We start from the raw sequence: 13,223 nt of genomic DNA, 5'->3' as shown, positions 1-13,223 counted from the left end.
TTATTTTTCTGCCAATTTCTCAAGCGTATATTCAATCAATTCATCAACCGCTTTGTATGGATCAGCACTAAAAGTTCCGTTGGCACGATTAGCAATAATGGCATTTAAAGATAATGCTTGATGCCCCAAGAGAGCCGAAAGTCCATAAATAGCAGAGGTTTCCATTTCGAGGTTGGTAATTCTATTTCCTTCGAAAAGGAAATTATCCATTTTGGAATTTAATGTTGAGTCTTGAATATCCAAACGCAAAACACGTCCTTGAGGTCCATAAAAACCTCCGGCGGTTGCAGTAATTCCTTTATGCATTTTATTACTGTCCATTCTTTTTTCCAAAGCCAAAGAACTAGGAACAACAATTGGCCTTCCTTTTACAAAATCCCAATTAGTGTGCTTAATAAATGCGTTTTCTATTTCAATATTTGAAACAGTTTCGACCAAATAGGAGCGAAGCATATTGTCAAGCCCCAAACCAAAACGAGCCATCACAAAACTATCCACAGGAATATCGGCGTGCAAAGACCCTGAAGTCCCTATTCGGATAATGTTTAATGAGGTGAGTTTTTCTTTTGGTTTTCTGGTTTCCAAATCAATATTGACAAGCGCATCCAATTCATTGATGACAATATCAATATTATCTGGACCAATTCCGGTAGACATTACCGTTAAGCGTTTACCCTTGTATATTCCTGTTTGAGTTTTGAATTCTCTTTTTTGGGTAGAAAATTCAATAGAATCAAAATGTTTGGTAATTTTTGCCACTCGATCTTGGTCGCCCACAAAAATAATATCTTGAGCAATATCTTCGGGTTTCAAATTAAGATGATACACACTCCCGTCAGGATTGAGTATCAATTCGGATTGTTGAATCATAATTAGGTCCTCTAGCCCCAAAAGGGAAAAATTCTATTAGAGGTAAAATAGGTTAAGTTTATATATTTTGTTATCAAATTTTGGGGCTTCCTTCAAAGGTTAAAGCCTTATCCACCAACGCGCTTTACCTTAAATCCTTTTTCTTTTAAAATTGCCATTATTTTGTCGCGGTAATCACCCTGAATAATAATGGAATCCTCTTTAAAACTTCCTCCAACACTCAGTTTGGTTTTGATTTCTTTGGCCAGAATTTTAAAATCCTCGTCCGTTCCTTCATAACCTTCGATTATTGTTGTCGCTTTTCCTTTTCTTTTTTCGAATTTGCAAATCATAGGTTCTTTTTGAACATATAATTCATGCGCTTCCTTTTCAACTACCTCCTCAGGAGTAATTTCGTGGTCTGGAAAAAGATTTTTTAATTGATCTTGTAAATCCATTTTTTTTTTAATTATAAAAGCTAAAATTCCTAATTCCAAAAAGTATGCCATTGGAATTAGGAATTAGGAATTTATTTTTTGATTAAACCTAAATCAACTAGGCGTTCGTATAAATAGTCTCCCGCTGTAATATCCTCAAATTTCTTAGGGTTTTCTGCATCGATGCAGTTCTCTAAACAATCTAATTTCATATCACTCACTGGGTGCATAAAAAACGGAATAGAATAACGGGAAGTTCCCCATAATTCTCTTGGTGGATTCACCACTTGATGAATCGTCGATTTCAGTTTGTTATTAGTATGACGCGATAACATATCACCAACGTTTATTACCAATTCATCTGGCTCAGCAACAGCATCAATCCAGTCACCGTTATGATTTTGAACCTGCAGTCCTTTACCTTGAGCTCCCATCAATAGTGTAATCAGGTTGATGTCACCATGTGCAGCAGCCCTAATGGCATTCTCAGGCTCTGATGTAATAGGAGGGTAGTGGATAGGTCTTAGGATTGAATTCCCATCTTTGGCGTATTCATCAAAATAGAATTCATCCAATCCAAGATGTAATGCTAAAGCTCTCAATACATAAACACCTGTTTTTTCAAGCATTTGGTAAGCTTCCTTACCTACAACGTTAAAACGTGGTAATTCTTTTACCTCAACATTTTCTGGATATTCCGAAGCATATTTTGAATCTTCATCCACATACTGTCCAAAATGCCAAAATTCTTTTAAATCTCCTTCTTTACGACCTTTGGCATGCTCTTTTCCAAAAGAAACATAACCTCTTTGTCCGCCAATTCCAGGAATTTCATAGCTATGTTTTGTTTCTAATGGCAACGAAAAGAAATTTCGAATTTCGCCATACAACTCATCAACTAATTGATCGTTTAAAAAATGCCCTTTGAGCGCTACGAAGCCTATATCTTCGAATGCACTACCGATTTCATTTACAAATTTTTGTTTACGTTTCGGGTCGTCCGAAAGGAAATCACGCAAGTCAACACTAGGAATGTTTTGCATATTATGTCTGTATTTAATACTTTAGAAGTTTTAAAGTTTTAAACTTCTAAGGCACAAAGATAAAAAATAAAATAGATAAGTTATTTTAAAAAATATTGACGCTTTAAAATAATATAACAATTTTAAATTAAACTGTTGTATTTTTCTATCTTTGAGATACTCACCAAATAGTACTAAAATGATTTTTGATAAAAAAAACCTATCTAACGAAACCTTATTAGATCTATATAAAAGAATTCTGAAACCAAGATTGGTTGAGGAAAAAATGTTAATCCTTATTAGACAAGGAAAAGTCTCCAAATGGTTTTCCGGAATAGGACAAGAAGCCATTTCTGTAGGTATTACAGCGGTTTTGGACACCGACGAATACATTTTACCCATGCACCGTAACTTAGGTGTATTTACAGGAAGAGATATTCCATTGCATCGTTTATTTTCTCAATGGCAAGGCAAAGCCAATGGTTTTACAAAAGGTAGAGACCGAAGTTTTCACTTTGGAACACAACTTTATAAAATTATCGGAATGATTTCGCATCTGGGGCCTCAAATGGGTGTTGCCGATGGAATAGCATTAGCTAATAAATTGCAGAAAAATGGAAAAGTAACAGCGGTTTTTACTGGTGAAGGAGCAACAAGTGAAGGAGATTTTCATGAAGCCTTGAATATCGCTGCAGTTTGGGATTTACCGGTTCTTTTTATAATTGAAAATAATGGATACGGATTATCTACTCCAACCAACGAACAATACCGTTGCGAAAACCTTGCCGACAAAGGAATCGGTTACGGAATCGAAAGTCACATCGTTGATGGAAATAACATATTGGAAGTTTTTAATTTATTAACTGAATTAAAAGCATCGATGATTGAGAATCCACGTCCAATTTTATTGGAATTCAAAACATTCAGAATGCGGGGGCATGAAGAGGCGAGTGGCACTAAATATGTTCCCAAAGAATTAATGGATTTATGGGCCGCAAAAGACCCTGTAGACAATTACAGAAGCTTTTTGTACCAAAACGGTATTCTTACCAAAGAACATGATGACGAAATACAACACGAAATCAAAAAAGATATTGACGAAAGTTGGGCTATAGCCAATGCCGAACCAGAGATAGTTCCCACTTACGAAGGAGAATTAAATGATGTTTACCAACCCTATATTCATGAAGAGTTCCATCCGAATGCAGAAGTAGAAAATATTCGTTTTATAGACGCTATTTCCTGCAGTTTGCGTCAATCGATGGAACGACATGAAAAATCGGTTATCATGGGACAAGATATAGCCGAATATGGTGGTGCTTTCAAAATAACAGATGGCTTTGTAGCGCAATTTGGTAAAGATCGCGTTCGAAATACTCCCATTTGCGAAAGCGCAGTAGTTTCAACAGCGATGGGATTATCTATTAATGGATATAAAGCGATTGTAGAAATGCAATTTGCCGATTTTGTATCCACTGGATTTAATCCAATAGTAAATTTATTGGCCAAATCTCATTACCGTTGGTTGGAGAAAGCCGATGTTGTGGTTCGAATGCCTTGTGGAGGTGGAACTCAAGCAGGACCTTTTCATTCCCAAACCAATGAAGCCTGGTTTACCAAAACTCCTGGTTTAAAAGTGGTTTATCCAGCTTTTCCTTATGATGTCAAAGGTTTGCTGAATGCTTCAATCAATGACCCAAATCCTGTTCTTTTCTTTGAACACAAACAATTGTACAGAAGTTTATCGCAAGATGTTCCAACTGATTATTATACCATTCCATTAGGGAAAGCCGCTTTGCTAAAAGAAGGAAATGATATTACTATCATCTCTTTTGGAGCTGCAGTACATTGGGCTTTAGAAACTTTGGACAAAAACCCTGAAATAAAAGCAGATCTATTGGATTTAAGAACACTTCAACCTTTGGACACCGAAGCGATTTACGCCTCGGTTAAAAAAACAGGAAAAGTGATTATCTATCAAGAAGATTCTATGTTTGGTGGCGTTGCCAGTGATATTTCGGCTTTGATTATGGAAAATTGTTTTGAATACTTGGATGCTCCTGTAAAACGTGTGGCAAGTTTGGATTCACCAATTCCTTTCACAAAAGTGTTAGAAGATCAATATTTGCCGAAAGGCCGATTCAAAACCGAATTAAAAGCTCTTTTAGAGTATTAATCCCAAACAATAAATAAAAAAGGATGTCATTACAGACATCCTTTTTTTATGAAATTAAATAAAAATCAACTAGCAAACAGTAGAATCAGCAACTGCGCCACCAATATTCTACTTATGGTTACTAACGGATAAACCGTAGCATACGATTGATTAGGGATGTCAGAATCTAAATATTTGGTACTAAAAGCCAATGCGGCAGGATCGGTATAGGAACCGCTCATAATACCAACCATTTGATAAAAATTAAGTTTGAATACAAATCGACTAATTATTACCAGTAACAACAATGGTATAAAAGTGATGTAACAGCCATAGTAAATCCACATCCATCCATTATTTGCAATAAAGTTATCATAGAAACCATGTCCCGCTTTAATTCCCACAGCTGCAAAGAATAAACAAATTCCAAAGTCTTTCATAAAATGAATTGCCCCATTATTGATATAGGAATGAATTACTCCGACACCACCATATCTACTGATAAATAGAGCAGCCAATAGTGGTCCCGCAGCCAATCCTAATTTCAAAGGAACTGGCAAGGAAGGAATCATTATCGGAATTGAACCGATGATAACCCCAAAAATCAAGCCTCCAAAAAGTGAAAGAAAATCAGGCTCTAAAAGTATTTTTTTGGAATTTCCGATTATTTTTTCAGCTTCTTCGATTGCTTCTTTACTCCCTACGACCATTAAGGTGTCTCCATAATAAAGCTCCAATGTAGGCTGTGCCAAAATTTCTAATCCAGAACGGACTACACGGGTAACTTTTAATCCAAATTGGTTATATAAATCCAATTGTGCCAAAGTTTTATGTGTGGCTGTTTTTTTAGTAACGCTAAGAATTTTGGTTGTAATATCATCTTCCGATTCAATAAATAAATCTGTAGAAACTTTACCAAGAATATCAATGAATTTATTGATATCTTTCTGCTTTGCAACAACCATCAAAACGTCTTTTTCTTTTATTGTGGAATCCAATGAGGGAGAAAAAACAACCTTGGTACCACTTTGTTTTTGTCTCGAAATAATTACGTCTTCAATGTGAAATTCTTTGAAGACTTGGCGTATTGTTTTTCCAACAACTTCAGGTTGAGTAACTCTACATTTTTGGCGGACAATTTTGTTTTCAGAATCTTTATTTTTTTTATTCAGTAAAACAACTTCATTAGCCAAATCAATTTTTAAAAAGTTTTTGGCTAAAATTATAATCATAATAATCCCAAAAACTCCGATAGGGTAAGTGATAGCATAAGCGATGGCAGGATCTGAAAAGTGATCTGAAGGAAGATTTAATTGTTTTTGAATTTCTATCAAAGTCGACTTTGCTGCCCCCAAACCTGGAGTGTTTGTAACCGATCCAGACATTAAACCAACTGCATTTTCAATTTTAACATTCGCCACTAAGTAAAGTAACCAAGTAATAATACCTCCCAAAAAGACGGTTCCTACTCCTAAAGCATTAAAAATCAAGCCTTCTTTCTTGAATGAAGAAAAGAAAGTGGGACCAACCTGGATCCCAATTCCATAAACAAACAGAATTAATCCAAACTCTCTCACGAATTGAATAAGTTCCGCATTCATGCTAAAACCCAAATGGCCTAAAAAGAGGCCTACAAACATTACCGCGGATACCCCAAGCGAAACATTGCCGATTTTGAGTTTTCCTGCAAAAAAACCTACACTAATTGCCATAAACAATACAATCAAAGACTGCGTCATCTCTGGTTCATCAGTCGGTGTAAACAATATTCTAAACCACTCAAACATAATACTACATTTTAACTGTGAATAATGATGTAAATGAATCAATAATTTTAGTAATTTTATATGACAAAAATCAGATTTATTTCGTTTTTTCACTTTCAATTTCGTCGTTCTTCCTAATTAGTTATTAAAGACAAAATAATCCTGTAAAACACTGTAAAACAATACAAAAGAACGAAAACGTTTGAGCAATTTTTCTTGCAAACATGATAAAAATCAGCTTTTTTCTTTATTTGTTAAAGTAAATTTGAAGTAGAAATTAACACAACAAACTAGTAAATAGAAAACCATGAAAAACATCAAAATTATTCAAGAATTACACAACTTAGGAATCACAGGATATCATGAAGTTGTATACAACCCTTCTTATGAAGAATTATATCAAGCAGAAGTTTCAAATAAAAGAAAAGGATATGAAAAAGGCGCTTTAACAGATACAGGTGCGGTAGCTGTAAAAACAGGGGTTTTTACAGGGCGTTCTCCTAAAGACAGATATATTGTTAAAGACTCCGTTTCAAAAGATACCATTTACTGGGATGACAAAGTAAACTTTCCAACAACTCAAGGAATTTATGATGAATTGAAAGGACTGGTTCTAAAACAGCTTTCAACATCTCCAAAATTATACGTTGTTGATGCATTTTGCGGAACAAATAAAGACACTAGACTTAAAGTGCGTTTCGTGATGGAAGTGGCTTGGCAAGCACATTTCGTAACCAATATGTTTATCAGACCTTCAAATTACGAGTTGGAAAACTTTGGACAACCAGATTTCATTGTAATGAACGGTTCAAAAACAGTAAATCCAAATTGGAGAGAACAAGGATTAAACTCTGAAAACTTCGTAGTCTTTAACCTTACTGAAAAAATTCAAATTATAGGAGGAACTTGGTACGGTGGTGAAATGAAAAAAGGTATGTTCTCTATGATGAACTACTATTTACCACTAAAAGGAATGGCTTCAATGCACTGTTCTGCCAATGTTGGTGAAAATGGAGATGTTGCAGTATTCTTTGGGCTTTCAGGAACAGGAAAAACTACACTTTCTGCCGATCCTAAAAGATATTTGATAGGTGATGATGAGCACGGATGGGATAATAACGGGGTATTTAACTATGAAGGAGGTTGTTATGCCAAAGTGATTGATTTATCAGAAGAAAATGAACCAGACATCTGGAGAGCTATAAAAAGAGATGCCTTATTAGAGAATGTAATCGTTGATGAGTACGGAGAAATTGATTACCACGATCACTCAATCACTGAAAACTCAAGAGTTTCTTACCCAATTTATCATATCAATAAAATTGTATTGCCTTCAAAAGCAGGACATGCTAAAAAAATCATTTATCTTTCTGCTGATGCATTTGGTGTATTGCCTCCAGTATCTATCTTAGATGAAGATCAAGCACAATACCACTTTTTATGCGGATATACCTCTAAATTAGCAGGAACTGAAAGAGGAATAACTGAACCTCTACCATCTTTCTCTCCAGCATTTGGTGAAGCTTTCTTGACATTACACCCAACAATGTATTCTAAAACATTGATTGGAAAAATGAAAGAACACGGTGCAAAAGCATACTTGGTAAACACAGGTTGGAACGGAACTGGAAAAAGAATATCTCTTAAAAACACAAGAGCTATCATTGATGCTATTATAAACAGTGAGATCGATGATGCAGAAACTAAAACAATTCCTTTCTTGAATTTGACTATCCCAACTACATTGACAAATGTTAGTGAAGGAATACTTGATCCTAGAGATACTTATAAAAATGAAGAAGAATGGGAAAGCAAAGCAAAAGATTTATCAGAACGCTACATTAAAAATTTCGAACAATATACAGATACTGAAGAAGGAAAACGTTTAGTCGCTGCGGGGCCTTCTTTGGAAGCTGTTTTAAATTAGTATAATTATTTAAGGTTGGTTAAACACCTGTTAATAATGCATAAAAAACAGTATTAATAGGTGTTTTGTTATTTTAATCTAAAATACATTCTAAGATGAATTCGTTTTGTAATAATTCAATAAACCCACTGAATTCTAGTTTTTTAATTTAACAAATAATTATTGAAACGTTAAAATAAAAATTGGATTGTAATTGATTTATCTATTATATTTGCAAAAGAAACAAAGAGTTATCTAATTTTATAAAGTTATGTTATCAATTCAATTACATCATCATCATTCTCATAATTGCTCTCAAGCGATGTGTTAATGGTATGCGTGTAAGTCACAATAATCTAAACCCGTTTGAGTACATCAAACGGGTTTTTTGTTACCTATTCTTTGTACTCAGGCATTAATTTAAACTACTAACTAAAAAACTAAATAATGAGTACACTTAAAATTGCAATTCAAAAATCAGGGCGCTTAAATGAAGAAAGCATCCAAATCCTAAAAGACGCAGGTATTTCAATCGACAATGGAATAGATCAATTAAAAGCAGAAGCTTCAAACTTTCCTTTAGAGGTTTTGTATTTGCGAAATTCGGATATTCCTCAATATCTAATTGATGGTGTTGTAGATATTGCGATTGTTGGAGATAATTTATTAGTTGAAAAAGGAAAAAAAATTGAAGTGATTCAAAAATTAGGTTTTTCAAAATGTAAAGTATCTGTAGCAGTACCTAAAACTTTTAATTATAAATCTGTTCAGGATTTAGAAGGAATGCGAATTGCAACTTCTTATCCAAATACAGTAGTTGATTTTTTCAATTCTAAAGGAGTAACTGTTGACATTCACCAAATATCCGGTTCCGTAGAAATTGCCCCTAATATAGGCTTGGCCGATGCAATTGTTGATATTGTATCAAGTGGAAGTACTTTGTTTAAAAATAATTTAAAAGAAGTTGAGGTTATATTTAAAAGCGAAGCTGTATTAGCAGTTTCCCCAAAAGTAAGCCCTGAATCTCAAAAAATAATTGACACATTAAAATTTAGAATTGAATCAGTATTAAGAGCAAGAAAATCGAAATACATTTTGATGAATATTCCTAATGATAAAATCGAAGCTGTTGGAAAAATTCTTCCTGTATTGCGAAGCTTAACCGTATTGCCATTGGCACAAGAAGGATGGAGTAGTGTACACTCGGTAATTGATAAAGATACTTTCTGGGAAGTAATTGATAAATTGAAAGAAGTTGGCGCAGAAGGAATTTTAGTTTGTCCAATTGAGAAAATGGTACTTTAAATAATTTTGAATTGTAAATTATGAATTATAAATTTTGTTTGTAAATGATTTTGATGACACTTTAAATCCAATTACATAATGAAATTGATAAATAATAATTCGCAACTCATAACTTATAATTAATAACTCATAATTTATAGTTTTGAAAAAAATATATAACCCAAAACCAGAAACTTGGTCAGCAATTTTAGAAAGACCAACTCAAACAGTTGATGATATCGAATCAACCGTAAAAGGGATTTTCAAGGAAGTACAATCAAAAGGCGATTTTGCTGTTGCAAAATATACTTCTCTTTTTGACGGCGTTTCAGTTCCTGAATTAGAAGTTTCCCAAACCGAAATAGCGACTGCAATCGCAACTATTTCTAAAGAGTTAAAAGAAGCCATTCAATTAGCAAAATCTAATATTGAAAAATTCCACGCTGCACAAAAAACAAATCGTGTTGTAGTGGAAACCACTGAAGGTGTAAACTGTTGGCAAGAGAAAAGACCAATACAAAAAATTGGTTTATACATTCCAGGAGGAACCGCTCCTTTATTTTCAACGGTATTGATGCTGGCGGTACCCGCTAATCTTGCAGGTTGCAGCGAAATCGTGTTGTGTTCTCCTCCAGATAAAAATGGAAACATCAATCCAGCCATTTTATATGCCGCTTATTTATGTGGTGTAACAAAAATTTTGAAAGTGGGAGGAATTCAGGCCATTGCGGGAATGACTTTTGGAACTGTAAGCATACCAAAAGTATATAAAATATTTGGCCCTGGAAACCAATTTGTAACAGTTGCTAAACAATTGGCTACACAATTTGGTGTTGCTATCGATATGCCTGCAGGTCCATCGGAATTATTAATTGTTGCTGATGAAACTGCTATTCCTGCTTTTGTTGCTTCCGATTTACTATCACAAGCAGAACACGGAACAGACAGCCAAGTGATTTTAGTTTCTACTTCAAAAGAATTAATTGATGCTGTCGAAACGGAAATCCAATCTCAAATGGACGTTCTACCCCGAAAAGCTATTGCTGAAAAAGCCATTGCCAATTCAAAATTGATTTTTGTAGAAAATGATACCATTGCTTTGGAATTAATCAATGAATACGGGCCGGAACATTTTATTATTTGTACCAAAGACGAAGCTTTCTATATAAATAATATTGCTAACGCAGGTTCTGTTTTCATCGGAAATTACACTCCAGAAAGTGCGGGAGATTACGCATCAGGAACTAATCATACCTTGCCAACAAACGGTTACGCCAAAAATTATAGTGGAGTGAACCTTGATAGTTTCACCAAATCGATGACTTTTCAAAAAATTTCTGAAAAAGGAATACAAAACATAGGTTCAGCTATTGAAATTATGGCCGAAGCCGAAGGATTACAAGCCCACAAAAATGCAGTTACTTTACGACTGAAGAGTTTAGAATAGAGAAAAGAGACAAGAAGGAAGACTATAAAGAAGAATAAAATTGAGCAATTGAAGATCGAGTCTTTAATCTGGCATCTTTCGTCTTTCGTCTAAAAAAATAAAAAAAATGACAAATAGTTTTAATTTAGATAGTTTAGTTCGTGACAACGTCAAGGTTTTAAAGCCATATTCATCTGCACGAGATGAGTTTGAAGATTTTGACACCGCCGAAATGGTTTTTTTGGATGCCAATGAAAATCCGTTCAATAATGGGGTAAATCGTTATCCTGACCCACAACAAGCTTCCGTTAAAAGTATATTAGCGAAACAAAACAACGTGAATCCAAACCAAATGCTGTTAGGAAATGGTAGTGATGAGGTACTGGATTTGATTTTTAGGGCTTTTTGTGAGCCAAAAATCGATAATGTGATTACTTTACCTCCCACATACGGAATGTATGGAGTTTTGGCTAATATCAATGCGGTAGAAAATAGAGAAGTATTGCTTTCAACCGATTTTCAGCCTCAAATTGAAAAAATATTTAAGGCAATTGATGATAACACGAAAATGATCTTTTTGTGTTCGCCGAATAACCCAACAGGAAATTCCTTTTCAGAAGAAAGCGTAATGACTTTATTGGAGCATTTTAGTGGTTTGATTGTTATTGATGAAGCGTATATCGATTTTTCCGAAAAAGAAAGTTGGTTAAAAAAAATTGACCAATACCCTAATTTGATTATTACACAGACTCTTTCAAAAGCATACGGTTTGGCAGGAATCCGATTGGGAATTTGTTATGCCTCCGCAGAAATAATCGCGGTTTTAAACAAGATAAAACCACCTTATAATGTAAATGAGTTAACTCAAAGAAGAGCTTTAGAAAGATTGGATAACACCAATGCTATACAATCTGAAATCGCAGCAATTATAAGCGAAAGATCAGCGTTACTTAAAGTTTTACTTGATGTAAAATATGTTGAAAAAATTTATCCAACTGAGGCAAATTTTATCTTGATTAAAGTAGATGACGCTAACAAAAGATACGATGATTTAATTGCCAAAGGAATCGTAATCCGTAATAGAACAACTCAGCCATTATGTGATAATTGTTTGCGTTTGACTATTGGAACAGAAGAAGAAAATAAAAAATTAATTGAGGCATTAATAGCATAAGAAAATGAAGAAAGTACTTTTTATAGATCGCGACGGAACCATTGTTTTAGAACCGGAAGGATATCAATTAGACAGTTTAGACAAATTGGAATTTTACCCAAAAGCGTTTCAGTATTTGGCTAAAATCGCCAAAGAAATGGATTATGAATTGGTTATGGTGACCAATCAGGATGGATTGGGAACCGACAGTTTTCCAGAAGATACTTTTTGGCCAACCCAAAACTTCATTTTGAGAGCTTTTGAAAACGAAGGTGTTCTTTTTGACGATATTTTCGTGGATTGTTCTTTTCCAGAAGACAATGCGCCAACCCGCAAGCCAAGAACAGGAATGCTAACTAAATACATTGATAATCCTGACTATGATTTAGCCAATTCTTTTGTTTTGGGCGATCGAATTACCGATGTTGAATTAGCCAAGAACTTAGGGGCAAAAGCTATTTTCATGAAATCAGAAGATAATTTAGGAGTCGCAGAAATCTCAAGTAAAAAAGAAGAACTGGATGAAGTAATCGTATTGCAATCAACCGACTGGAAAGCTATTTATGAGTTTTTAAAACTAGAAGCACGTTCGGCATCAATTACAAGAAAAACCAATGAAACTGACATTTACATCAACCTGAACTTAGATGGAACAGGAAAAAGTAAAATCGAAACCGGAATTGCTTTTTTCGACCACATGCTCGACCAAATTGCACGCCACGGTCAAATGGACTTGGAAATTTTGGTAAAAGGCGATTTAGAAGTTGATGAACACCACACGATTGAAGACACAGCGATTGCCTTGGGAGAGGTTTTTGCCAAAGCATTGGGTAATAAACTAGGTATTGAGCGTTATGGTTTCTGTTTACCAATGGACGACTGCCTATCACAGGTAGCCATTGATTTTGGTGGAAGAAACTGGTTGGTTTGGGAAACCGAATTTAAACGTGAAATGGTAGGCAAAATGCCAACAGAAATGTTTTATCATTTCTTCAAATCATTCTCGGATGGAGCCAAAGCGAACATCAACATCAAAGCGGAAGGAACAAACGAACATCACAAAATTGAAGCCATCTTTAAAGCTTTTGCGAAAGCGATAAAAGTAGCCGTAAAACGAGACACGGAGAAAATGATTTTACCGAGTACAAAAGGAATGTTGTAATGGCTATAGGCAATCAGCTATGGGCAATCAGCCCAAAGCTCAAAGCCCTAAGCCCAAAGTTTA

Annotated in this window: 10 protein-coding genes; 6 read left to right on the top strand and 4 right to left on the bottom strand. The window is 34.7% G+C overall.

All coding sequences use genetic code 11. The features are described from left to right. The 3 genes from J2W95_RS04570 to J2W95_RS04560 form a co-directional block, all read right to left on the bottom strand. On the bottom strand, positions 1-870 hold the full coding sequence (locus tag J2W95_RS04570; protein WP_310004398.1) for a nucleoside phosphorylase: 870 nt from the start codon (positions 868-870) through the stop codon (positions 1-3). A 107-nt stretch (positions 871-977) separates the two neighbouring features. Beyond that, a complete protein-coding gene (locus tag J2W95_RS04565; RefSeq protein WP_310004396.1) occupies positions 978-1,307 on the bottom strand; it encodes a translation initiation factor in 330 nt (109 codons plus the stop codon). 71 nt (positions 1,308-1,378) lie between these two features. After that, on the bottom strand, positions 1,379-2,329 hold the full coding sequence (locus tag J2W95_RS04560) for an isopenicillin N synthase family dioxygenase (RefSeq protein ID WP_310004394.1): 951 nt from the start codon (positions 2,327-2,329) through the stop codon (positions 1,379-1,381). A gap of 178 nt (positions 2,330-2,507) precedes the next feature. On the opposite strand from J2W95_RS04560, the gene J2W95_RS04555 reads away from it, so the two are divergent. Continuing rightward, entirely contained in the window at positions 2,508-4,484 is a 1,977-nt protein-coding gene (locus J2W95_RS04555; RefSeq protein ID WP_310004392.1) for an alpha-ketoacid dehydrogenase subunit alpha/beta, read from the top strand. 65 nt (positions 4,485-4,549) lie between these two features. Here J2W95_RS04555 and J2W95_RS04550 read toward each other — a convergent pair whose 3' ends face one another. After that, positions 4,550-6,250, bottom strand: a complete 1,701-nt coding sequence (locus tag J2W95_RS04550) for a putative transporter (protein ID WP_310004390.1) — start codon at positions 6,248-6,250, stop codon at positions 4,550-4,552. A gap of 286 nt (positions 6,251-6,536) precedes the next feature. On the opposite strand from J2W95_RS04550, the gene pckA reads away from it, so the two are divergent. The 5 genes from pckA (at position 6,537) to hisB (ending at position 13,160) form a co-directional block, all read left to right on the top strand. Beyond that, entirely contained in the window at positions 6,537-8,156 is a 1,620-nt protein-coding gene (gene pckA / locus J2W95_RS04545; RefSeq protein ID WP_310004388.1) for a phosphoenolpyruvate carboxykinase (ATP), read from the top strand. Between the two features lie 426 nt (positions 8,157-8,582). After that, the gene (gene hisG / locus J2W95_RS04540; RefSeq protein ID WP_310004386.1) at positions 8,583-9,440 is read left to right on the top strand and encodes an ATP phosphoribosyltransferase; all 858 of its coding nucleotides are present in this window, start codon (positions 8,583-8,585) and stop codon (positions 9,438-9,440) included. A gap of 142 nt (positions 9,441-9,582) precedes the next feature. Continuing rightward, positions 9,583-10,866 (top strand): histidinol dehydrogenase, encoded by a 1,284-nt coding sequence (hisD, locus tag J2W95_RS04535; protein WP_310004384.1) that lies wholly within the window; start codon positions 9,583-9,585, stop codon positions 10,864-10,866. A gap of 106 nt (positions 10,867-10,972) precedes the next feature. After that, positions 10,973-12,019: a histidinol-phosphate transaminase gene (hisC, locus tag J2W95_RS04530; protein ID WP_310004382.1), complete on the top strand. Its 1,047-nt coding sequence runs from the start codon at positions 10,973-10,975 to the stop codon at positions 12,017-12,019. A 4-nt stretch (positions 12,020-12,023) separates the two neighbouring features. Continuing rightward, positions 12,024-13,160 carry a bifunctional histidinol-phosphatase/imidazoleglycerol-phosphate dehydratase HisB gene (hisB, locus tag J2W95_RS04525; protein ID WP_310004380.1) on the top strand — a complete coding sequence of 379 codons (1,137 nt, stop codon included), beginning with the start codon at positions 12,024-12,026 and terminating at the stop codon, positions 13,158-13,160. The last annotated feature ends 63 nt before the right edge of the window (positions 13,161-13,223 follow it).

The sequence above is a fragment of the Flavobacterium granuli genome (assembly GCF_031456055.1).
GTDB classification, from domain to species: domain Bacteria; phylum Bacteroidota; class Bacteroidia; order Flavobacteriales; family Flavobacteriaceae; genus Flavobacterium; species Flavobacterium granuli_A.
Note: the sequence above shows the minus strand (reverse complement) of the source record. Positions and strands in the feature narration are given on the sequence as shown.